This is a genomic window from Fictibacillus solisalsi, from assembly GCF_900103485.1.
GTDB lineage: Bacteria > Bacillota > Bacilli > Bacillales > Fictibacillaceae > Fictibacillus_C > Fictibacillus_C solisalsi.
In genome coordinates this window covers 1,712,957-1,734,054 of the sequence record NZ_FNHW01000001.1, presented here as the reverse complement: position 1 = coordinate 1,734,054, position 21,098 = coordinate 1,712,957, and the positions used below count along the sequence as shown (strand labels likewise).

The 21,098-nt window shown below is 46.1% G+C and carries 24 protein-coding genes; 18 read left to right on the top strand and 6 right to left on the bottom strand.

Features of this window, described 5'->3' with window-relative positions; translation table 11 throughout:
• Positions 1–7 precede the first annotated feature (7 nt).
• The 5 genes from BLT53_RS08900 to BLT53_RS08880 all read left to right on the top strand — a co-directional run bounded on the left by BLT53_RS08900 (position 8) and on the right by BLT53_RS08880 (position 4,981).
• Complete coding sequence (locus BLT53_RS08900; protein ID WP_090234222.1) at positions 8–796, top strand: SDR family NAD(P)-dependent oxidoreductase; 789 nt, start codon at positions 8–10, stop codon at positions 794–796.
• A 212-nt stretch (positions 797–1,008) separates the two neighbouring features.
• On the top strand, positions 1,009–2,253 hold the full coding sequence (locus BLT53_RS08895; protein ID WP_090234221.1) for a glycosyltransferase: 1,245 nt from the start codon (positions 1,009–1,011) through the stop codon (positions 2,251–2,253).
• Positions 2,216–2,962, top strand: coding sequence for an HAD-IIB family hydrolase (locus BLT53_RS08890; protein ID WP_244520384.1), 747 nt, complete (start codon positions 2,216–2,218; stop codon positions 2,960–2,962). Before BLT53_RS08895 ends, BLT53_RS08890 begins: the two co-directional genes overlap by 38 nt.
• Before the next feature lie 402 nt (positions 2,963–3,364).
• Entirely contained in the window at positions 3,365–4,624 is a 1,260-nt protein-coding gene (locus tag BLT53_RS08885; RefSeq protein WP_090234218.1) for a Y-family DNA polymerase, read from the top strand.
• 21 nt (positions 4,625–4,645) lie between these two features.
• On the top strand, positions 4,646–4,981 hold the full coding sequence (locus BLT53_RS08880; protein ID WP_090234216.1) for a YolD-like family protein: 336 nt from the start codon (positions 4,646–4,648) through the stop codon (positions 4,979–4,981).
• A 69-nt stretch (positions 4,982–5,050) separates the two neighbouring features.
• Here BLT53_RS08880 and BLT53_RS08875 read toward each other — a convergent pair whose 3' ends face one another.
• Positions 5,051–5,296: an HPr family phosphocarrier protein gene (locus BLT53_RS08875; RefSeq protein WP_090234214.1), complete on the bottom strand. Its 246-nt coding sequence runs from the start codon at positions 5,294–5,296 to the stop codon at positions 5,051–5,053.
• A 149-nt stretch (positions 5,297–5,445) separates the two neighbouring features.
• Between BLT53_RS08875 and BLT53_RS08870 the strand changes: the two genes are divergently transcribed.
• Positions 5,446–6,096, top strand: coding sequence for a TVP38/TMEM64 family protein (locus tag BLT53_RS08870; RefSeq protein ID WP_090234212.1), 651 nt, complete (start codon positions 5,446–5,448; stop codon positions 6,094–6,096).
• Between the two features lie 46 nt (positions 6,097–6,142).
• Here BLT53_RS08870 and BLT53_RS08865 read toward each other — a convergent pair whose 3' ends face one another.
• Positions 6,143–6,427 carry an HPr family phosphocarrier protein gene (locus tag BLT53_RS08865; RefSeq protein WP_090234210.1) on the bottom strand — a complete coding sequence of 95 codons (285 nt, stop codon included), beginning with the start codon at positions 6,425–6,427 and terminating at the stop codon, positions 6,143–6,145.
• Positions 6,428–6,580: 153 nt separating this feature from the next.
• On the opposite strand from BLT53_RS08865, the gene BLT53_RS08860 reads away from it, so the two are divergent.
• Entirely contained in the window at positions 6,581–7,156 is a 576-nt protein-coding gene (locus tag BLT53_RS08860; protein ID WP_090236800.1) for a DedA family protein, read from the top strand.
• A 62-nt stretch (positions 7,157–7,218) separates the two neighbouring features.
• Here the strand turns inward: BLT53_RS08860 and BLT53_RS08855 are convergent, their stop codons facing one another.
• Positions 7,219–10,404: an efflux RND transporter permease subunit gene (locus BLT53_RS08855; RefSeq protein ID WP_090234209.1), complete on the bottom strand. Its 3,186-nt coding sequence runs from the start codon at positions 10,402–10,404 to the stop codon at positions 7,219–7,221.
• Positions 10,405–10,557: 153 nt separating this feature from the next.
• Between BLT53_RS08855 and BLT53_RS08850 the strand changes: the two genes are divergently transcribed.
• Together BLT53_RS08850 and BLT53_RS08845 are read left to right on the top strand one after the other, a co-directional pair.
• Entirely contained in the window at positions 10,558–11,118 is a 561-nt protein-coding gene (locus BLT53_RS08850; protein ID WP_090234208.1) for a PadR family transcriptional regulator, read from the top strand.
• A complete protein-coding gene (locus BLT53_RS08845; protein ID WP_090234206.1) occupies positions 11,115–11,450 on the top strand; it encodes an iron-sulfur cluster biosynthesis family protein in 336 nt (111 codons plus the stop codon). The genes BLT53_RS08850 and BLT53_RS08845 overlap by 4 nt, the downstream gene beginning before the upstream one ends.
• On the opposite strand, the gene BLT53_RS08840 is transcribed toward BLT53_RS08845, so the two are convergent.
• Entirely contained in the window at positions 11,447–12,361 is a 915-nt protein-coding gene (locus BLT53_RS08840) for a hydroxymethylglutaryl-CoA lyase (RefSeq protein ID WP_090234205.1), read from the bottom strand. The two genes, BLT53_RS08845 and BLT53_RS08840, sit on opposite strands and share 4 nt — an antisense overlap.
• Positions 12,362–12,499: 138 nt before the next feature.
• Here BLT53_RS08840 and BLT53_RS08835 point away from each other — a divergent pair, with 138 nt between their 5' ends.
• Genes BLT53_RS08835 through BLT53_RS08820 form a run of 4 tightly spaced genes read left to right on the top strand, consistent with a single transcriptional unit; the run spans position 12,500 to position 16,284 of the window.
• Positions 12,500–13,696 (top strand): acetyl-CoA C-acetyltransferase, encoded by a 1,197-nt coding sequence (locus BLT53_RS08835; RefSeq protein ID WP_090234203.1) that lies wholly within the window; start codon positions 12,500–12,502, stop codon positions 13,694–13,696.
• 15 nt (positions 13,697–13,711) lie between these two features.
• Complete coding sequence (locus BLT53_RS08830; RefSeq protein WP_090234202.1) at positions 13,712–14,401, top strand: CoA transferase subunit A; 690 nt, start codon at positions 13,712–13,714, stop codon at positions 14,399–14,401.
• 22 nt (positions 14,402–14,423) lie between these two features.
• Entirely contained in the window at positions 14,424–15,074 is a 651-nt protein-coding gene (locus BLT53_RS08825; protein ID WP_090234201.1) for a CoA transferase subunit B, read from the top strand.
• A gap of 25 nt (positions 15,075–15,099) precedes the next feature.
• Positions 15,100–16,284 carry a thiolase family protein gene (locus BLT53_RS08820; RefSeq protein WP_090234199.1) on the top strand — a complete coding sequence of 395 codons (1,185 nt, stop codon included), beginning with the start codon at positions 15,100–15,102 and terminating at the stop codon, positions 16,282–16,284.
• A 170-nt stretch (positions 16,285–16,454) separates the two neighbouring features.
• Here BLT53_RS08820 and BLT53_RS08815 read toward each other — a convergent pair whose 3' ends face one another.
• Both BLT53_RS08815 and mciZ read right to left on the bottom strand, forming a co-directional pair.
• Positions 16,455–17,372, bottom strand: a complete 918-nt coding sequence (locus BLT53_RS08815) for an aldo/keto reductase (RefSeq protein ID WP_090234198.1) — start codon at positions 17,370–17,372, stop codon at positions 16,455–16,457.
• A gap of 81 nt (positions 17,373–17,453) precedes the next feature.
• Positions 17,454–17,591, bottom strand: coding sequence for a Z-ring formation inhibitor MciZ (gene mciZ, locus BLT53_RS08810; RefSeq protein ID WP_090234197.1), 138 nt, complete (start codon positions 17,589–17,591; stop codon positions 17,454–17,456).
• 91 nt (positions 17,592–17,682) lie between these two features.
• Between mciZ and BLT53_RS08805 the strand changes: the two genes are divergently transcribed.
• The 5 genes from BLT53_RS08805 (at position 17,683) to BLT53_RS08785 (ending at position 21,090) form a co-directional block, all read left to right on the top strand.
• On the top strand, positions 17,683–18,237 hold the full coding sequence (locus tag BLT53_RS08805; RefSeq protein ID WP_090234196.1) for an NUDIX hydrolase: 555 nt from the start codon (positions 17,683–17,685) through the stop codon (positions 18,235–18,237).
• The gene (locus tag BLT53_RS08800) at positions 18,230–19,417 is read left to right on the top strand and encodes an endonuclease Q family protein (protein ID WP_090234194.1); all 1,188 of its coding nucleotides are present in this window, start codon (positions 18,230–18,232) and stop codon (positions 19,415–19,417) included. The genes BLT53_RS08805 and BLT53_RS08800 overlap by 8 nt, the downstream gene beginning before the upstream one ends.
• Positions 19,418–19,486: 69 nt before the next feature.
• Complete coding sequence (spoIIM, locus tag BLT53_RS08795; protein WP_090234193.1) at positions 19,487–20,125, top strand: stage II sporulation protein M; 639 nt, start codon at positions 19,487–19,489, stop codon at positions 20,123–20,125.
• A gap of 118 nt (positions 20,126–20,243) precedes the next feature.
• Positions 20,244–20,708 (top strand): ferric iron uptake transcriptional regulator, encoded by a 465-nt coding sequence (fur, locus tag BLT53_RS08790; RefSeq protein ID WP_090234192.1) that lies wholly within the window; start codon positions 20,244–20,246, stop codon positions 20,706–20,708.
• Between the two features lie 142 nt (positions 20,709–20,850).
• Positions 20,851–21,090 (top strand): YqzK family protein, encoded by a 240-nt coding sequence (locus BLT53_RS08785; protein WP_090234191.1) that lies wholly within the window; start codon positions 20,851–20,853, stop codon positions 21,088–21,090.
• Positions 21,091–21,098 lie beyond the last annotated feature (8 nt).

Here is a 21,098-nt window from a genome sequence, read left to right as displayed (position 1 = left end):
AAAAACAATGAACCAGGTAAAAGACAAAGTGATAGTGATTACAGGGGCGTCTGGCGGTCTGGGTGCCCAGGTGGCTTTGGATGCCGCCCGTATGGGGGCGCATCTCGTACTGATTGCCCGCAATAAAGAGAAGCTTGAACACATAAAGAAAAAAATAAAGGCGGAAGGAAACCGTGAGCCGGTCATCCATCAACTGGATGTCGGGAATATTGAAGTCGTCAGCCGAGTGTTTCATAAAATCACTTCTGATTTACAGGTTGATGTGCTGATTAACAATGCTGGCTTTGGAATTTTTGACTATTTTGTTGATGCCGACCTTAAAGACCTCTCAGGCATGATGCAAACCAACGTGATCGGGCTTATGGCCTGCACGCAGGCGGTGCTGCCGCAAATGATATCTCGCGGATCGGGTCATATCATCAACATCGCTTCCCAGGCAGGTAAAATTTCAACCCCGAAATCCAGTGGCTACGCGGCGTCCAAGCATGCGGTGCTTGGTTTTTCAAACGGATTGCGGATGGAGATTGCCGAAAGCGGGGTCCATGTGACCACGGTAAATCCCGGGCCGATTGAAACCAACTTTTTTTCGATTGCGGATAAATCCGGATCCTATGAAGCAAATATTAAAAAGTGGATGCTGTCACCGGAATATGTCTCAAAAAAAATTCTCTCGGCCGTTGGCCGACCGGTCCGGGAAATCAATCTTCCCGGCTGGATGAATGCGGGAAGCAAACTGTATCAAATGTTTCCAAGGCTTGTTGAAAAACTGGGAGGCAATGCCTTTAAACAGAAATAATCAATAATATTATTATGTAAACTATTTTTGTAATAAAATGATGATTTTTCTCATAATTTATTCGGGTTCTGTTATTTCCATACCTTCTCAATAAAAGGTAAAAAGTCTTAATTCACTGAGACTTAAGTACTAAAAGTGGTTTGTTCTGGCCAAAACCGGGGTATATCTAGTACAGGCTATCGACCGCAACAATAGAAAGAGGGGTAACGACAATGAATAAAAAAGTTTTATTTATTTCAGATCATGGGGATCCGCTTGCAAAACTCGGTGGAAAGCAAGCTGGAGGACAAAATAATTATGTATACCACCTGGCCCTGGCAATGGAAAACAGGGGATGGGATGTTGATGTAATAACCCATTGGTGTGATAAAGATGCCCCGCAGATAGAGAACTTTGGAAAACGTGCAAGAGTCATCCGCATTAAAGCCGGAATTAAAGGTTTTGTATCAAAAAATGAGATGTTTCAAATCTTGCCGGCATTTTTTAAAGAAATTGAAGAGGTTGCACCTCTTGACCAATACGACATTATTCATACTCATTACTGGCTTTCCGGAATCCTCGGACGCCAGCTCCGCAGAAAATACAACATACCGTTTGTTCATACATCACATTCCCTTGGCGCTGCAAAAGAACGAGCTACAGGAGAAAGGGATGAGCGCAGATTTCAGTATGAACGAACCATCCTCCGTTCCGCCAACCGTGTGATCGCCACCACCAACAGCGAAAAAAGTCTCATTCATGAAGTAGCTAAACAGCCTGCGCCTGTAGATGTTATTCCAATTGGTGTATCTCCTACATTTTATCCATATAACCAGCGATCAGCTACCAAACAAAAGCTTGGCGCCTATGGACCTTTGGTGTTTTACGCAGGAAGGCTCGAAGAAACGAAAGGCGTTGAAACCTTGCTTCAAGCTTTCAGGTATTTAATCCAATGGGGCGATGTGCCGTCTGACACCAAACTGGTTCTGGCCGGCGGACAAAAGGAAGAGATCGGTGACGACCAGCTTCCCGTACCCGAGAAACAGCGCTCATGGGTAAAAGGAATCGAGCGTTATGTCCGTTTTGTCGGGCCAAAAAGCCAGGAAGAACTGGCAGACTACTTTAATGCTGCGAATGTGGCGGTTGTGCCGTCTTATTATGAATCGTTCGGCATGGTGGCGGCTGAAGCCCAGGCCTGCGGTTGCCCGGTGATTGCATCGCGTGTAGGCGGACTGCAAAACGTGGTCGTTGAAGGGGAAACCGGCTTGCTTGTTACACCAAAAGACCCGCAGGATCTGGCTTTGACCCTTGAAATTATTTTAAACAATGATATTATTGCACAAAGGCTTGGCAAACAGGCGTCCTCTCTTGCAGAACGCGATTACCGCTGGCCAAATGTGGCAGCGAGAGTCGAGCAGGTATATGAGGAGGTTCTTGAAGGTGAAACAAAAAAACGTTACACATCTTTTAGCTACTGATCTTGATGGGACGCTTGTAGGAGAAGAGGAACTGACTTCTGCCTTGTTTGAATATTACGGGAAACAGGCCTATGAGGTTGAACTCGTCTATGTGACCGGACGGCATTATGATTCGACGATGGAACTGATCAAGGCGGAAAACCTTCCGATGCCATCCATCCTCATTTCCGACGTAGGAACAGAAGTATATGATTTTGATGATTCAGAATTTCATGAGCGATGGAAAAAAACATTGGAGAAGCAGTGGAGGCCTGAGGAAATTTCCCGGATTGCCGCCCAGTGCAGCGGGCTTACGCCTCAATCCATTCCCTCCACACACCGGCTTTCCTACTTTGCCGAGAATGCAGGAGCATTTGAAGAAGTAAAACAAAAACTTGAAGAAAACGGAGTGCCGCACAAGCTGATTTTCAGTTCGGGGAGAGATGTGGACATTCTTCCTCCAAACGCAGGCAAAGGTGAAGCCCTTTCCTTCCTGCTTCGTGAAAAGGGGTGGGAGAAAGTAAATATTCTTATTGCCGGGGACTCGGGAAATGATCGTGACATGATCACGATGGGTTATCCTGCCGTAGTGGTGGGGAATTGCCAGGATGAACTGAAAAAGCTTCCGGAACATCCGCTTATTTTCCGGGCAGAAAACCACTGCGCCGGTGGAATTCGGGAAGCATGGGAACATTTTTTTGAAAAGGAAACGGTGGAAAGCAACGGATAACGCCAACCCTCTCTTATTGACCAAGAGAGGGTTTTTATTATTGGGTCACAAAATGATACACGACATCCTGTATGGTGAGGTAAGGTCCGCCCCTTCTGCGGCGTGCAACCCTTGGATTTGTTCCAAAACAAGGCGTATTCCTTTTCCGTATACGGGATGGCTTCTTTATCGTCAAAGTAGGTTAACAAGGCTTTTTCCAGCCACTTGCGCAGCAGGCGCTGTTCCATCATCGTCATCCTTTCCTCTTGTACACCATGTAGTGTACCTGCCATCCGTGGTCAATGATTCTTAAGGGTGGAATAAGCCTGAAAAAATTTCCATTGAGAACAGAACATACATTCGGTTAAAATGGGTATACATAATAAAGAGAACGAACGTTTGCATTTTGAAGGAGTGAGGAAGTTGATCGATTATTCCAAGGTTCAAAATCGTTCAATTTTGTGTATGGACATGAAGAGTTTTTACGCCAGCTGTGCGGCTGTGCGTTTAGGGCTGGATCCGTTGGACTGTTATCTTGCCGTCGTCGGGAACACCGAAAGGCAGGGAAGCGTGGTTCTGGCCGCTTCTCCCTGTTTAAAAAGGGACTTTGGCATCCGAACGGGAAACCGGCTTTTTGAGATTCCCAAAGACAGCCGCATCCATATTGTGGACGCCCAAATGTCCTTTTTTTTAAAGCGCTCCATGGAGATTACGCGTCTGCTTAACCGATTCGTCCCCAAAGAAGCCATTCATACGTACAGTGTGGACGAAAGCTTCATACAGGCGGACGGCACGGAACGGTTATGGGGAGGGCCGATGCAGCTGGCAAAAGCCATTCGCACCGCCATCAAGGAAGAGTTCGGGCTGCCCTGCGCGATCGGCATCGGCCCTAATATGCTGATGGCGAAACTCTGTCTTGATTTGGAGGCAAAAAAGGAAGGGGTGGCCACGTGGACGTATGAGGACATTCCGGAAAAACTATGGACCCTTTCCCCCCTGAGCAAGATGTGGGGCATTGGGTCACGTGTGGAACGGACGCTGAACTTGATGGGGATCACGACGGTTGGGGATCTTGCCCGCTATCCTTTGGCGCTTTTGGAAAAAAAGTTCGGCATTATGGGAAACCAGCTGTATTATCATGCCTGGGGTGTGGACCTCTCGGAGGTGGGGGCGCCCATTATGCAGGGACAGATCAGTTATGGCAAAAGCCAGATTCTCCTGAGGGATTATACGGACCCGAAGGAAGTCCAGCATGTCATCCTTGAAATGTGCGAAGAGGTGGCCAGGAGGGCCAGGACAGCCAAAAAGGCAGGGAGAACGGTCAGCCTTGGAATCGGCTACAGCAAGGAGGAATGGGGAGGAGGATTTTACCGCTCAAAAACCGTTCCGGAACCGACCAATATTACGATGGAGATTTATGAGGTCTGCCTGGAGTTGTTTCATACATTTTATGAAGGAAAGACCGTCCGAAAGATTTCGATTTGCCTTTCCAATGTGTGCGAGGACAATGAAACTCAATTAAGCATCTTTACGCTGGAACATCCCAAAAAACGAAAGCTTGGGTATGTGATGGATGATATTCGCAAAAAGTACGGGTCAACTGCTCTTCTTCGGGCCGTCTCGTATACGAGCGGGGGGACGGCACTGCACCGCAGTACCCTTCTTGGCGGCCATAAGGCATAGAGAAAGGAGGACGCCTCACATATGATCAAAGACCGAGGAAGCTTGAAATGGACCTCCATGATGCTGCCGGAGCATGTGAAGCAATTAAGGGAATGGGAACGGGAAGATAGAGATACAGCTGAAAACCGTGAATGGGATGAGCAGCTGCTAGAGGAGATGAATCAGCAGATCCTTCTGGCGATGGAAGAGGCAGGCCGGGTAGAGATTATGTGCCGGGACGGCGCTCTCACGGGCAAACGAGTGAGGGGAAGCATCCATTATTACGATCCTTACCGCCGTATGCTCAGGATGGTGGATGAAGCAGGAGGGCGGCAGGACGTATACCTGCAGACAATCGTCGCCATTGCCCATTTATAAGGAACAAAAAAACAGCCGGCCGATAATGACTCCCCACTGACATTCAGGGGACAGTCATTACCGGCTGGCTTATTCGGCATTTTCAAACAGATCGGATTGGAACAGCTGGTTCTGCAGATCAGATAAATCGGCACTGCTTGTTATTTCAATCTCCTGTCCCGGCTGGATGGATAAGGCAATCAATCCGAGAAGGCTTTTGCCGTCAGCCGTTTTCTCTCCTTTTTTTACATACACTGGTTCTTCAAAACGGCTGGTAAACTGCACAAATTGGCCGGCATTTTTGGAATAGATCGGTTTTTTCGCAATGACTTTCAAATCGTTTCTCTCCCCTTATATCTTCTTTTTTTATACAGCTTATGAAGGAGTAAGGAGGAAATGTCATAAATATAATGAAAATAAAAGTGACTTCTATCGGAAAGTAATGGAAAATATAAAGGTAAGACAGGAGAAAGGAGAAACATCGATTGGTTCGCAGCAAAAAAATTTGGATGAAAATTTTAATAATCGCTATAGGCGTGGCACTGCTATGGTATTTCAACCATAAGTATTTAAATTTAACACCGCAAGTATTCAGGGAATGGATTCTTTCCTGGGGCGTATGGGCACCCATTGTTTTTATTGTGCTGTACGGCCTGAGACCCTTTGTGCTGTTTCCGTCCTCTGTGTTTGCGATTACAAGTGGATTGGCCTTCGGATTATACTATGGCTGTCTATATACCTACCTCGGGTCGCTTTCCGGGGGTCTGATCACCTATCTGGCGGTCAGATGGATTGGAAAAAAAGCGATGAAAAAAGAATGGAAGGGCAAGTATCGGAAAGTGCAGGAGGGCATCAAAGAGAAAGGCTTCATATATGTGCTGATTCTCCGGTTACTGCCCATCCTGAATTACGACCTTGTCAGTTATCTTACAGCAGCGGCAAATGTAAAATTCAGAGATTATGCGGCAGCAACGGCCATTGGCATCATACCGGGAACGCTGGCGTATACCTATATCGGATCTTCGGTGGCTCATACCGGCATGAAGGAAATCTTAATCTCATCCATTATTCTGATCATATTGATTGTCCTGCCGGTGGTCACCAGAAAAAGGTGGCAAAAAAAGCTTGGCCTATAAGGCAATAACCAAAGAAAAAAAGCGCTGACACAATTCAGCGCTTTTTTTATGTAGTGGCCTGTGATGGTGTAAGCTGTTGAAGCAGCTGCTGGATAGCGGAGTCTGCATCAGCGCCTTCTGTAATAAGGAGAAAGGATTCATCCTTGCGAAGCATCATAAAGAAGGTAACCAGGCAAGACAATTTTTTTGCTTGAAGGGTAACGCCGTTTTTGCAAAGAAACACGTTGGATTGATAAGAACGTGATATATTAACGAAATTCGTTATCTTTTGAATGGTAAATTTAGAAGCATCCTGTGTCATGGAAACGGTTTTTGAACAAATCTTTTTCATGTATGTTATCCTCCTGAAATGGATTGTATAATAGTCGACTTAAAACGTATCTACCCCATACCGGAGACGATTAAACCAAAGAGATTGAAATTGGCGGGAAAGGGAATAAAGAGGGGGAGAAGACAGGAAAGGAGAATGAATATTGTGTTTGAAATGATTTTTCATTTTTTACGAGAAGTGGGGGCTGCAGGCCTGTTCATTGGAACGGCACTGGAAGCTTCCTCCGTTCCCTTTCCCGGAGCGCTCGTTATTTTAATTTATGGGTTTCTGCTGAAACCGAGTCCGCTGGAGACGGTGCTGCTGGCATTAGCGGTAAGTGTCGTTTATACATTGTTCAGTTATGTGCCATACGTGATCGGCTATAAGCTGGAAAGCAAGATGAGAGAGAAGTTTGACGAGAAAAAGGTGGAGAAAACCAAAAGGGTGTTCAAAAAATACGGTGAGTGGAGCATCGCGCTTTCACGCCCGTTTGGTATAGGAAACTATGTCTCGTATGCGGCAGGGATGAGCAAGGTAAACCGCTGGAAGTTTGGAGTGTTAACCTTTATTGGTGTTTTTCCCCTGGCGATCGCTATGCTGTTTTTGGGCAGGCTGGGAGAAATAAAAACCGTTAACTCAATCCTCGAAGCGTCACAGACATATATTCTGATTGGCGCAGGCGCTTTGCTTCTTTGTTACCTGCTCTATAAGTTTTTGTACAAAAAACGGAACCGGAGAGCTGCCGGCTGATCGGGTTCTTCTTATATAAAAAAACGGCGGAACCAACTGGCTCCGCCGTATTATTTTGGAGATCACGCTTTGGATTCTCGTTGTTCTCTTTTTGCCTGCTTCCTGAAAAAGAGTTCATACAGTACAGGAACAATAATTAATGTGAGCAGGGTGGAGGTCGTTAAACCGCCGATTACTACCACGGCAAGTCCTTTTGAAATCAACGTACCCGATGAAGAGGTCAGAGCCAGCGGAATGAGGGCCGCAATTGTGGCAAATGCGGTCATCAGAATTGGCCGAAGCCGTGTTTTTCCGGCTTCAAGCAATGCTTTTCGGATTGTCATGCCTTTCAGATTGCGGTTTTGTCCGATCCGGTCGACGAGAACGATGGCATTGGTGGTTACGATCCCGATAAGCATCAGAATGCCGATCATTGCACTGACTGAAAGCGGCTCATCCGCCAGGTACAGACCGCCTATGGCACCCACCGGCACGAAAATAAGGGATGATAGAATAATAAATGGGATCCGTGCACGGCCAAAGGTAATGAGCATCGTCAAGTAGACAAGGCCAATGGCTACAGCAATGGCCAGGCCAAGCTCTTTAAAGGTCTGGGTGGTTTCTTCACTTCCGCCGCCACCTTCAGTCGATACATCTTTTGGAAGGTCCACTTTATCATTTACGCTCTTGATCACATCCTGTGTGACACCTTGGACGTCATTACCAGGAATCTGTGCAGACACTTGAGCATAAACCTTGCCATCGAGTTTCTGAATTGCGGTTACAGCATCTACATCCTGAATGTCTGCCACTTCTGAAAGGGCAACGGGGCCTTTGGTGCCGTATACTTTAAGGTCCTTAACTTCATCAAGGGATTTCGGTGCCTTATTATAGGCAAGCCGGACATCATTTTCTTTTCCGTTCAGTTTAAGGTTACCCACAGAGACAGGTTTGGTGGCATCATTGATAATGCCGAGCACCGTATAGCCTGAGACTCCGGCGTCTGCGGCTTTTTTTGTATCAATTTTTACGATCCACTGACGCTGGGTATCTTTGAAGTTATTGGAAACATATTTAAGGTCGTTACGTGATTTCATGTATTTCTCAACCGATGCAGCACCTTTTTGCAGGTCATCAAGATTGTTGGAATACAAATCAATATTAACTTCATTGTTAGATGGCGGTCCGCCTGACTGGGCCTCCTGCAGGCTGACAACAGCATCTTTACTGTCTTTGTCCACAACGGTCTGGATTTCTTTTTCGAGAGATTTAATCTCGTTGTTAACATTAGTATCTTTCTTAAGATTGATAAAATAGTTGGCTACATTCTCGCGTTTCAATCCGGACTGGAAGTCACGGCTGCCGATGCCGGCGGTCACCTCTTTTACAGTATCCCGCTGATCAAGCATCTTCTCCACCTTCAGTGACACGTCATTTGTTTTTTTCACAGTGGTAGAGGCAGGAAGTTCAATGTTTGCCGTAATGGTCTTTTGTTCTTCATTCGGCAGGAAGACAGCTCCAAGCTTTGTAGACAGGAACAGAGAGCCTGCAAGAAGAACAATCGAAATGAACAGAACGATGAACTTGTGGTTCAATGACGAGCGGATCACTTTTGCGTATGCCCGTTGAAGAGGACCATCGTTGTTTTCCGGTTTAACTTTTTTGAAAGCGAACTTGGCCAGGATCGGCACGATCGTAATGGCTACAAGCAAGGAAGCCAAAAGGGCAAATACAACCGTTAAAGCGAACGGCAGGAAAAATTCTCCGGTAATCCCCCCGACAAACCCTAGCGGCAGAAACACTACCACGGTTGTCAAGGTGGAGGATACAATCGCACGGAGGATTTCCTTGGTCGAATCGATGACCAACTTATTTTTGCTGTATTCTTCGCTGCTTTTGCTGATCCTTCGGAAGATGTTCTCTATGACAACGATGCTGTCATCCACGACCCGGCCCACTGCTACAGCCATTCCCCCCAGCGTCATGATATTAAGCGTAATATCGAGCTGGTTCAGGAAAATCGCGGATATGAGAATCGACAGCGGAATGGAAACAATTGCAATAATTGTTGCGCGAATGTTTCTCAAGAACAAGAGAACGGCTAACGAAGCAAAGAGTGCTCCGAACAATCCTTCTTTGATCAAGGAATTCACGGATTCTTTAATCCCGCTTGCCTGGTCGAATCCGATGGCATAATCGATTTTGTCTTTGTATTTGTCTTTGTTTAGAACAGACATAACTTTATCAGCGACATCGACCGTATTGGCATCCTGTTTTTTGGTGACCGCCATGGATAAAGAGCGTTTTTGGTTATAGCGGGTAATTTCGTTCACATCTTCGGACTGCTTAATGCTGGCAATATCCCCGAGCTGAACGCTTTGAGGAGCTGCAGCACCCGATGGAGCTCCACCGCCTGCACTGCCGGAAGGTGCACCTGCTCCACCGCTCTGTGAAGTTCCGGCCGGAGGTCCTCCCGCAGCAGGGGCTCCGCTTCCAGATCCCTGGCCAGATGAAGATTTTTGAGCTGTTCCTTGAGACGGGGGAGTCAGCTCAAGGGATGTTAATTCCTTGATTGTTTTAAGTTGTTCCTCGACACGCACTGGCACGGAGATATTACCTGAGGTCACATTGCCGGCAGGGAAGGAGAGAAATTTAGAATTAATCTCGTCTTTGATGGTACTTAACGATACTCCAAGTTGCTGCGCCTTTTTCTGGTCGACCTTAATGGATACGAAATCTTCTTTCACCCCGCCGACTGAGACGTTATTGATTCCCTGAATTTTTTTCAGTTCAGGCACCAGCTCATCCTCAACAAAAGGCTGAATGTTCTCTCCTTCTTTAGGGAATAGAGAGATATTGTAGATGGGAATCGTTCCGAATGAAAAGCGGTTTACTTCAACACTCACGGTATCCGGAAGAGCAGCTTCCTTTGTGATCGTGTTAATTTGATCCTCTATATCATCCATGTTTGCGGAAAAAGGAAATTCAAGATTTATGATTGAGACACTTTCAAGCGAAGTACTTTTTACCGACTTTACGTTGTTAAGGCTTTTTAATTTTTTTTCAAGCTCATCTGTTACCTGCTTGTTAACATCCTGTGGAGACGCGCCCGGATAGGTGGTCTGCACGGTGATTTGCGGAAAATCCACATTCGGAAGCAGGTCAACTTTCAGGGAGCTGAAAGAAAACAAGCCGCCCAGGATAAGCAAGAAAGAAAAAATAAAAATAGCGACAGGGTTCTTTAAGCTGAATTTCGTTAGCCAGTTCATGATTCACTCTCCTTCATTATTTTATATGTGTATATTCACATATGTTCAAGGTTAGTATAAGGAAAGTATGATAAATATATCAAGCATTAACCGTAGTTAATTGTGAAGAATGTGTTAAAATGACATACAGATACGGAAAGAAGGAATGAAAAGATGGCGTTGAAGTATGCGCTTCTTGGCTTATTGACCAAAAATGAAGCAACTGGATACGAACTGAATCAGCAGTTTAAAGAAACCATGATTCATTTCTGGAGTGCCCATCATACGCAGATCTACCGTCAGCTTGTTAAGATGGAGGAAGAAGGACTGGTCTCCTCGCAGGTGGTTCATCAGGTGGATTATCCAGATAAAAAAATATACCGGCTTGAAGATAAAGGCTATGAAGCATTGCTTCAGTGGCTGCTGAGCAAAGAGATTCTCCCGTCTAATTTAAAGGATGATCTTCTGCTCCAGGTATCGCTGTTTCAGTTAATCCCGTCGGAAGAAGCGATCGCCTTTTTAGAGAGAGCAAAGGAACAGCATATGTTTGGCCATGGTTTAATGGAAAAATGGAGAGAAAGTCATTTTCCAGAAGGGCAGTTTAACCAGGAAGATTTGGGAGAATACTTAACATCCGAATTTGGAAAACGTTATATGCAGCATTGGATGGAATGGTGCGACTGGGCGATTGACGTAATCAAGAGTACTAAAGAGAAGGGCAGTGATGAAGAATGATTCTGGAATGGACAGAAAAAGCAATAGAGAAAATAGAACACAAGGTGCAGGGCGGACAGTTGTTTTTGAAATACGATACGGAGGGCTGCGGGTGCGTGGTAAGCGGTGTGTCTGCACTCTGGCTTGTCGATGAACAGCCTGATGGGACTGTGAAAGTGGATACCAATTTCCTTCCTGTTTATATGGAACAAAGCAAACTGGTATTTTTTGATGAAAAGATGACGATTGATTACAAAGCAGAGCAACATACATTTCAACTAAAAAGTCCAAACCAGATGCTTAATCCGCATCTTCGGTTTGAAAATAAAATAGAAACAGGAAAGGGCGCTTAACCTAAAGCGCCCTTTCCTGTTTTGGATAGCAAAAATTGCCGGCTTTGAAGGCCGCGGGAAACGAAGGGAGCAATAAATTCCACAGCCTCCAGCAGGGGCTCCAGCTGAATTCCGGTGCTGATCCCCATGCGATTAAGCATGAAAACAGCATCCTCAGTTGCGACGTTTCCAGTTGCCCCCGGAGCAAACGGGCATCCGCCAAGTCCGCCGGCAGATGTATCAAAACGGTCGATACCGGCCTGGAGTGCGGAGAAGATATTCGCGAGTGCCATTCCTCTTGTATCGTGGAAATGGGCAGCAATCAAAAGTGTGGAGGGAAGATGATGCTTAAGAAGGCTGAACAGTTCGAACACTTCCTGCGGATTGGCAAGGCCAATGGTATCTGCCACGCTTAATTCATCCACGCCAAGCGCCGCAAATTCCTCAGAAAGAGCAAGAACCTCCTGTTCATCCACTTTTCCTTCATAAGGACAATAAAAAGCGGTGGAAAGGCAAGCGCGGACAAAGAAGCCGTTTCGTTTCAAATCTTTAATCAGCGGAGCAAGCTCTTCCATGCTGTCTCTGGTGCTTTTGTTTATATTCTTTTGGTTGAAGGTATTGCTTACACCGACAAAAAATGCCGCATTTTTGCAGGCTGAAGAAAGCAGGCGGGAAACGCCTTTTTCATTGGGGACGAGAACAAGATTGCGAGTGCTGTCATCCAGGCAGTGCTCGATGATCTGTTCTGCATCACTCATTTGCGGAACCCATTTTGGTGAAACAAAAGAGGTGAGTTCCATTTCCTGAATTCCCGAGGCTTTCAGTTTTTTAATGAATTTAATCTTTTCCTGGGCAGGAACAAGCTGTTTTTCATTTTGAAGCCCGTCGCGCGGTCCAACCTCAATGATCGAGACTCTTTGGGGTAATTCCATGCATCCTCCTATGTATATATCTGTCATTGATTCTTCTTTATTTTACGTTTTGGCCAGTTAAGATGCAATACAGTGAGAGGAAATATGATATGATAAAAGGGAAAATTCAGAAAAAAATACGGGAGTGAGAAGAAATTTATGGCCATACAGGAAGCAGTGATTGTAAGCGCTGTCAGGACACCGATTGGCAGCTTTTTGGGCACGTTGAAAAATATACCAGCCACCGAACTTGGGGCGATTGTAATTAAAGAGGCATTGGAGCGCGCCAATGTTTCTCCTAATGATGTGAGCGAAGTGATTATGGGCAATGTTCTTCAGGCCGGTTTGGGGCAAAACCCCGCGCGGCAGGCTGCGATTAAGGCAGGGCTCCCGAATTCTGTTTCAGCAATGACGATTAACAAGGTATGCGGATCGGGTTTAAAGGCGCTGCATCTGGCAAGCCAGGCGATCATGCTAGAAGAGGCGGACATCATCGTCTGCGGCGGAATGGAGAACATGAGCAGAGCACCGTACCTTTTGGATAACGCAAGAACAGGACTGCGCATGGGAGATGGAAAAATGACAGATTCCATGATCCATGACGGTCTCTGGTGTGCGTTTAACGATTACCATATGGGGATGACAGCGGAAAACCTGTGTGACGCCTATGGACTTAGCCGCGAGGAGATGGATGAGTTCGCAGCAGATAGCCAACAAAAATGCGAAAAAGCGATCAATGAAGGAAAGTTCAAAGACGAAATTGTATCTGTTGAAATTCCCCAGCGAAAAGGAGAGCCGCTTCAATTCTCAGAAGATGAATATCCGAAAAAGGGAACCACGGCTGAGGGGCTTGCCAAGTTAAGACCAGCGTTTAAAAAGGATGGCACAGTAACAGCCGGGAACGCATCGGGAATCAATGATGGAGCGGCTGCTCTTGTGGTGGTATCGCGGAAAAAAGCCGAGGAGCTCGGTCTGATACCGCTTGCCAAAATCATTGCAAACGCCAGCGCGGGAGTGGATCCAAGCATCATGGGAATCGGGCCGGTGGATGCCACGAAAAAAGTGCTTGAAAAATCCGGAGTCACTCTAAATGACATTGATTTGATTGAAGCGAACGAAGCGTTCGCCGCACAAGCTCTGGCTGTAGGCAGGGAACTTCAATTTTCAACAGAGAAATTAAACGTGAACGGAGGAGCCATTGCCCTTGGACATCCAATCGGGGCAAGCGGCGCAAGGATTCTTGTCACCTTGCTTCATGAGATGAAAAGAAGGAATAACCGTTTGGGGCTTGCTACGCTTTGCATCGGCGGGGGACAGGGCGTAGCCACCATTGTAGAAAATGAAAACTGGAAATAAGGGGGACGGCATATTATGAAAATGGTGGAAAGCAGTGCACTGAATGCAGTGAAGGATATTCAGGATGGTGCCACACTGATGGTCGGTGGATTCGGATTGGTAGGGATTCCGGAGAAATTGATTTTGGCTCTTGTGGAAACAGGCACCAAAGACCTGACGGTCATCTCTAATAACTGCGGAATCGATGACTGGGGGCTCGGCCTTCTCTTGCGTAATAAACAAATCAAGAAGATGGTGGGTTCCTATGTGGGAGAAAACAAAGAGTTTGAGCGCCAGGTGCTTTCCGGTGAACTGGAGGTTGAACTCACCCCCCAGGGCACATTGGCTGAACGCATCCGGGCAGGCGGTGCGGGTATTCCCGCTTTTTATACCCCGGCCGGTGTAGGTACGCCGATTGCAGAAGGGAAAGAAGTGCGTACGTTTGAGGGAAAGGAATATGTGCTTGAACACGGGATGACCGCGGACTTCAGCCTCGTTCGGGCAGCACATGGTGACAAAGCAGGAAACCTCATTTTTAATAAAACAGCGCGTAACTTTAATCCAATGATGGCTGCAGCTGGCAAGATCACCATTGCAGAGGTCGAAGAATTGCACGAGATTGGTGAGCTGGATCCAGACTGCATCCACACGCCTGGAATCTATGTTCAGAGAATGATTGTTGCGCCTCAGGAAAAGCGCATTGAGCGACTGACAGTTCAATCATAAAGAGAGAAAGTGGGGATGGGCTATGAATAGCAGAGAGAAAATTGCCAGAAGAGCAGAAAAAGAAATCAAGGATGGTTTTTATGTAAATCTCGGCATCGGCATGCCGACTATGGTCGCGAACTACATAAGCGAGAATAAGAGTGTGGTACTTCAGTCGGAAAACGGGCTGCTTGGAATTGGCCCTTACCCTAAAGAAACGGAAGTGGATCCCGACCTGATCAATGCGGGAAAAGAGACCGTGACTGCGGTCAAGGGAGCCTCCTATTTTGATAGCGCAGAATCGTTTGCCATGATTCGGGGAGGACATGTGAATATTGCCATCCTGGGTGGTATGGAAGTATCTGAAACCGGCGACTTGGCCAACTGGATGATTCCGGGGAAAATGATTAAAGGAATGGGCGGTGCCATGGATCTTGTACACGGCGCGCAAAAGATCATTGTGATTATGGAACATGTCAACAAAAGCGGACAGAGCAAGATCCTAAAAAGATGCAGCCTGCCGCTGACAGGAAAGGGAGTAGTGGACCGGATCATTACGGATCGAGCGGTTATTGATGTAACGGATCAGGGACTGAAACTGGTTGAAGTCGCTGATGGGTACAGTATTGAGGATATTAAAAGCTGCACCGAGCCGGATTTGATTACCGACGAAGTAACACTGGGCGTTTATTAAGGCAAAGAGAGCGGGGGAAGGAAACATGACGGAAGTATTTGTTGTAGAAGGAGCTCGAACGCCGTTTGGAAGCTTTGGGAAATCATTGAAAAGTGTCTCAACAATTCAAATGGGCACCCTGACTGCGCTTGAAGCGATCAAGAGGGCGAAAATCGACCCGGCGCAAATCGGGGATGTAGTGTACGGAAATGTTATTCATTCGAGCATAGACGCTGCCTATGCCGCAAGGCATGTCGCTTTAAAGGCAGGGGTTCCCGATCATGTTCCGGCCATGCTGGTAAACCGTTTATGCGGATCGGGCCTTCAGGCGGTCATAAGCAGTGCCCTTGCCATTCAAACGGGTGATGCCGGTCTGGCCCTGTGTGGCGGCATTGAAAACATGTCAAAGAGTCCACATTCATCCTTTAACCAGCGGTTTCAAAGCCAAAAGTTCGGAAATCTTGAGTTCGAGGATATGCTTCTTCATACGCTGACCGATCAGTATATTGGCTGCGGAATGGGGATTACCGCGGAAAACCTTGCAGAGAAGCACAGTATTGGACGGGAAGAACAAGATGAATACGCACTTCTTAGCCATCAAAGAGCGGCAAAAGCCATTCATGAAGGAAGATTCGCCCAAGAAACGATACCGGTTGTCATTGATGAAAAAAAGAGCCTTACCTTCACGGTGGATGAACTGGTGAAGCCTGACTCCACCCTTCAGCAGCTTTCCGCCCTGCGCCCGTCCTTTAAAAAAGACGGAACCGTAACGGCGGGGAATGCAAGCGGGATCAATGATGGTGCAGTCTCTCTGGTGCTCGCGGGTGAGGATTCCGTCAATAGCAACCAAGTCAAACCGCTGGCGCGGATAGTATCGTGGGGAATCAGCGGCGTTGATCCGAATATCATGGGAATCGGCCCGGTTCCGGCCTCTCAAAAAGCCCTTGCCAAAGTGAACCTGTCCATTAAAGACATGGATCTTGTAGAAATTAACGAAGCGTTCGCCACCCAATACCTGGCGGTTGAAAAAGAATTAAGTCTGGATCGTGAAAAGACGAATGTGAACGGAGGGGCTATCGCGCTCGGCCATCCGGTCGGTGCCAGCGGATCCCGTCTGCTCCTTACTTTGGCGTATGAACTGAGAAACAGAGGGTTGCGATATGGATTGGCCAGCCTTTGCATCGGTGGGGGCCAGGGGATTGCCATGATTATCGAAAATGTATCTTCATAAACCAAAAGCTCCTTTTATAAGACTTGCTCTTCGGGAGTGGCTATTTCCGTTCCACCTTGCATTCCAATCAACGGTTCAATGAAGGTGAATTCTCCCGCAGTAGCAACCTTTAGAAAAAATAACAAAAAGGCTGCCAAACGCCGTAAACAGGCGATGGCAGCCTTTTTATTTTATCGTCGATGCTGACCGTAGACAGAGGCTTTTGAAAGGGACTGGATCACGGCAACGTCATCTGCCGAAAGTTCAGGTGTATGAGCAGCACCTACATTTGACAGCAGCTGTTCAACAGAGCTTGCCCCTGGAATAACGGCTGCTACCGCAGGATGGTGCAGGGAATAACGGATGGCCGTCTGGCTCAACGTCCGCTCACTGTCCAATTTGTCCTGCAGCCCTTTCACTATTTCCTGGATTTCTTTTCCTTCATATTCAAGATAATGATCACTTTTGCTGCGATTCAACGCGCGCTCGGTAAGCCATCCTTTTGCAACAGGCCCACGGGCAATCACGCTGATGTTTTTTTCATGAAGAAAATCAAGCATTTCTTCTTCTGGTCTCCGGTCAAGGATGCTGTACTGCATCATGACGCTGACAATCTGTGAATGCTCGGCGTAATATGAAATCACGTTTGGCCGGATGGATGAAATGCCATATTCCCGGACGAGGCCCTCCTGTTTTAATTCGTTGAAGGCTGAAATCGTTTCATCCATGTTGTCTTCAATCGTTCCTCCGTGAAGCTGGTACAGATCAATATAATCGGTTCCCAAACGGTGCAGGCTATCCTTTACGGCTTGTTTTATGTATGTTTTCGAGGGATCCCAGTCCCAGCTTTTTTTATTTGCTGTCCAGCGGTTTCCAACCTTTGTGGACAGAACGATGTTATCTCTGAAAGGACGGATGTTTTTTCCTACGAATTCCTCATTCCAGCCAAATTGATAGAGATCGGCTGTGTCAAAATAAGTAACGCCTTCTTCATACGCACGCTTTATAATTTCTTTTCCTTCCGCCGCATTTTCCGGCACAAGGGACATGCAGCCCAGTCCGATTTCACTGACTCGCAGCTCTGAGGATCCAAGTTGGTTCTGCTTCATTACATACCAGCTCCTTTTTTGATAGATTTAAAAAAAGGGTAGCATGAAAACGGGCAAAAAAAAACCTTCCAGCCTGCAGGGTCACTGTTTTGGCCCCGGGGCGGAAGAGATCCACTCTTGCACTGTGGTATGTTCTTTCATATAACGCTTGAGCATGTACCTTATTTGCCACGCTTTTCCCACCAGGGTCACGCTTTTCGGCTGAATATAGATCTTCACATGAACAGCTCCTTTTAAATGTGTGTTACGCATTTCCTTATGGTAGACTTTATGTAGCCAAATAAGTTATAGAACCAGGAGTGAGATCAGTATGGAACATTTAAATGAAAAGACCCTTTCTACTGAATCCGTCTATGAAGGGAAAATTATAGATTTGGAAATTCAGGAAGTAGAGCTTCCGAACGGAAATAAAGGCAAGCGAGAAATCATCAGACATCCGGGCGCAGTAGCTATTATTGCCATCACCCCGGAAAATAAACTTCTCTTTGTCCGGCAGTTCCGCAAAGCGCTGGATAAAATTATTGTGGAAATTCCCGCAGGAAAGCTTGAAAAAGATGAAAATCCACAAAAATGTGCAGAGCGTGAGCTGCGTGAAGAAACCGGGTATGAGTGTGAAAAGTTGGAATACCTCACCTCGTTTTACACGTCACCGGGATTTGCTGATGAATTGATTCATTTGTTTTATACAGACTCTCTGAAAGAATGCAAAGATCAGCAGCCGGATGAGGATGAATTTCTGGATGTGATGGAAGTAACGCTTGAAGAAGCGCTTGAGCTTATAAAAGACCAGCAGATTCATGATGCAAAAACAGCTTATGCGGTGCAATATGAACAGCTGAAAAGGAAGATGGAGAATCATGCTTAACACTTACTATGCCGATCTTCACGTGCATATCGGCAGATCCCGTTCAGGGAAGCCGGTGAAAATTACCGGAGCAAGAACACTGACTTTATCCAATATTCTCGAGATGGCGTCCTCAGTAAAGGGCATTAATCTTCTGGGAATCATAGACTGCCATGTGCCGGAAGTCATTGAAGAAATGGAAGAGATGCTGGCGTCAGGAGAAATGAGGGAACATCCGGAAGGCGGATTGTGGTATGAGAATGTATGTCTTCTTCCCGGTTCAGAGATTGAAATATACGATGAAAACTGCCGGGGACCCGTACATGTTCTATCATTTTTTCCTACAGTGGAAAAGATGAAACAGTTCAGCCTGTATTTGCAGGGAAGAATGAAAAACGTAACCCTGAGCTCCCAGCGAATCTATGAATCGGCACATAACCTTCAGCGTGCCACCAAAGAGCTGGGTGGCCTGTTCATTCCTGCCCATGTGTTTACGCCTCATAAAAGTGTGTACGGGAAAGGCGTAAAGAGCTCGCTTTCTGAAATATTTATGCCAGAACTCATCGATGCCATCGAGCTTGGTTTAAGCTCGGATACGAATATGGCCGACGGGATCCAGGAGCTTCGGCAATTTCCGTTTCTCTCAAATTCGGATGCCCATTCACTGGAGAAAATCGGGCGGGAATACCAGACGATACAAATGGAAAAACCGACATTTGCAGAGTTTAAGCTCGCGCTGAAAAATAAAGAGGGACGAAAGATAACAGCCAATTACGGGCTTGATCCTAGGCTCGGAAAATATTACGAAACCACCTGTGCCAAATGCTCTGCCGTTATTTATGAAGAAAAAGGAATGGAATGTGCGGAGTGCAGGAGCACGACGGTCATCCGTGGTGTGCGAAACAGAATTAACGAATTGGCAGCCCTCCCGGTGCCTCGGATTGACAGGGGAGAAAGACCGCCTTATATCCACCAGGTGCCGCTGGAATTTATTCCGGCTCTGGGCCCCAAAACGCTGCAGAAACTAAGGGACCATTTTGGAACGGACATGGCGGTGCTTCATGATATTGAAGAAAAGGATTTAAAAACCGTAGCACCGGAAGCTGTCGTCCGCCATATCCTTCTGGCAAGAGAAGGTAAGCTGTCCCTCCGTGCCGGAGGGGGAGGAACATACGGAAAGGTCACCCAACAGCAAATCTAGCAAATAAAAATAGACATACCTCCCTATTTGATTCATAGAATGAATTAAGAGAGTAAGGGAGGAAAAAAGATGGCTTCAATTAAAAGATTTGTTTGGTTCCATCTGCAGGAACACTATTCGCTCTACGTATTTGTTTCCGTCCTGCTGCTGATGGGCGTCATTTTTGGCGCTGTAATTGTAAACAGCCTGACCCTTGGGCAAAAGCAAGATCTGCTGAATTACCTGTCGAGGTTCTTTGGTGAAGTCTCCAATGGAAGCTTTGCCAATTCAAAGGATATGTTTTCGCAAAGCTACAGCCACTATATTAAATACATCATGCTCATGTGGATTCTGGGCTTGTCTGTCATCGGTCTGCCGGTCATTTTGATCATGCTGTTTATCAAGGGTGTGGTGATTGGGTTTACGGTCGGATTCCTGGTTAACCAAATGGGATGGCATGGATTTCTGCTGGCTTTTGTATCGGTGCTGCCACAGAACATCGTTTTGGTTCCCGGCATCATTATTGCCGCAGCCGCTTCCATTCTATTTTCGATCAAAATGATCAGGCAGCAATTTCTAAAAAAGTCGAGCGAGCCTTTTTTTCCAAAGTTCTTCAAGTACTCGGCACTCATCCTTGCTGTGGGATTACTTTTAGGGCTTGCATCTTTGTTTGAAGCGTACCTCTCTCCCCATTTAATGGAAGGTGTTATGAGTTTGACAAAAAAATAAAACCCTATGAATTATCAGATAATAATTATTTTAAACTGTATATTATAATCATTTTAAATTGACACCTTTTCTTCTCATGACTTATAATATGGATGTGAAACATAAGGGAGGATCAGGTATGGAAAGCCGTATTGACCGTATCAAAAAACAGCTGCATTCCCAGAGCTACAAGCTTACTCCCCAGCGAGAAGCAACCGTTAGAGTCCTCCTTGAGAATGAGGAAGATCATTTAAGCGCAGAAGACGTATATTTGCTGGTGAAGGAGAAAGCGCCGGAAATAGGTCTCGCAACCGTGTACCGTACATTGGAATTATTAACCGAATTGAAAGTGGTCGATAAAATAAATTTTGGTGATGGGGTTTCCCGCTATGATCTCCGAACAGAAGGAGCCGCTCACTTTCATCATCACCTCGTCTGCCTCGAATGTGGAGCCGTTGATGAAATTCAGGAGGATCTTCTGGAAGATGTAGAAAAAGTAGTGGAAGAAGGATGGAATTTTAAAATTAAAGACCATCGCCTGACCTTTCACGGGATCTGCCACCGCTGTCATGGGAAGGAAAAAAATGATGAGACATCCGAATGAATGATGCTCATCATTTTTTTATTTATTTACAAATCCAAAGGAATAAGTTAACGTAAAGTTACAGTGAAAATAGAAAATGTGTATAATCCTTTAATTCTTTGGCATAACCTGTACTAATAAGTGTACGGGGAGGCTTAAAGACATGAGATCTTGGCTGAAATTATGCTGGAGTGCATTCAAAATATTTTTTTCATTTACGGCCTGCACATTATTATTCTATTTTGGTTTGCTTTGGATCAATCAGGAATATCAGAATTATCATAGATATGACGTGCCAAAAGGAAAAGCAGTGAAGGTATTCCAAAACGATTCTGCCGCTGAAAGTGTGGACGAGAGCAATTGGCTCATCCGTCTGCTGTTTTTTTACGAATCCAGTGAGTGAGGAGTGCA

Excerpts from the sequence above, each read along its gene's own strand:
- BLT53_RS08900 (WP_090234222.1), top strand. The coding sequence starts at position 8 with ATGAACCAGGTAAAAGACAAAGTGATAGTGATTACAGGGGCGTCTGGC.
- BLT53_RS08895 (WP_090234221.1), top strand. The coding sequence starts at position 1,009 with ATGAATAAAAAAGTTTTATTTATTTCAGATCATGGGGATCCGCTTGCA.
- BLT53_RS08880 (WP_090234216.1), top strand. The coding sequence starts at position 4,646 with ATGATCAAAGACCGAGGAAGCTTGAAATGGACCTCCATGATGCTGCCG.
- BLT53_RS08865 (WP_090234210.1), bottom strand. The coding sequence starts at position 6,427 with ATGAAAAAGATTTGTTCAAAAACCGTTTCCATGACACAGGATGCTTCT.
- BLT53_RS08860 (WP_090236800.1), top strand. The coding sequence starts at position 6,581 with ATGATTTTTCATTTTTTACGAGAAGTGGGGGCTGCAGGCCTGTTCATT.
- BLT53_RS08855 (WP_090234209.1), bottom strand. The coding sequence starts at position 10,404 with ATGAACTGGCTAACGAAATTCAGCTTAAAGAACCCTGTCGCTATTTTT.
- BLT53_RS08850 (WP_090234208.1), top strand. The coding sequence starts at position 10,558 with ATGGCGTTGAAGTATGCGCTTCTTGGCTTATTGACCAAAAATGAAGCA.
- BLT53_RS08845 (WP_090234206.1), top strand. The coding sequence starts at position 11,115 with ATGATTCTGGAATGGACAGAAAAAGCAATAGAGAAAATAGAACACAAG.
- BLT53_RS08840 (WP_090234205.1), bottom strand. The coding sequence starts at position 12,361 with ATGGAATTACCCCAAAGAGTCTCGATCATTGAGGTTGGACCGCGCGAC.
- BLT53_RS08835 (WP_090234203.1), top strand. The coding sequence starts at position 12,500 with ATGGCCATACAGGAAGCAGTGATTGTAAGCGCTGTCAGGACACCGATT.
- BLT53_RS08830 (WP_090234202.1), top strand. The coding sequence starts at position 13,712 with ATGAAAATGGTGGAAAGCAGTGCACTGAATGCAGTGAAGGATATTCAG.
- BLT53_RS08825 (WP_090234201.1), top strand. The coding sequence starts at position 14,424 with ATGAATAGCAGAGAGAAAATTGCCAGAAGAGCAGAAAAAGAAATCAAG.
- BLT53_RS08820 (WP_090234199.1), top strand. The coding sequence starts at position 15,100 with ATGACGGAAGTATTTGTTGTAGAAGGAGCTCGAACGCCGTTTGGAAGC.
- BLT53_RS08815 (WP_090234198.1), bottom strand. The coding sequence starts at position 17,372 with ATGAAGCAGAACCAACTTGGATCCTCAGAGCTGCGAGTCAGTGAAATC.
- BLT53_RS08805 (WP_090234196.1), top strand. The coding sequence starts at position 17,683 with ATGGAACATTTAAATGAAAAGACCCTTTCTACTGAATCCGTCTATGAA.
- BLT53_RS08800 (WP_090234194.1), top strand. The coding sequence starts at position 18,230 with ATGCTTAACACTTACTATGCCGATCTTCACGTGCATATCGGCAGATCC.
- spoIIM (WP_090234193.1), top strand. The coding sequence starts at position 19,487 with ATGGCTTCAATTAAAAGATTTGTTTGGTTCCATCTGCAGGAACACTAT.
- fur (WP_090234192.1), top strand. The coding sequence starts at position 20,244 with ATGGAAAGCCGTATTGACCGTATCAAAAAACAGCTGCATTCCCAGAGC.
- BLT53_RS08785 (WP_090234191.1), top strand. The coding sequence starts at position 20,851 with ATGAGATCTTGGCTGAAATTATGCTGGAGTGCATTCAAAATATTTTTT.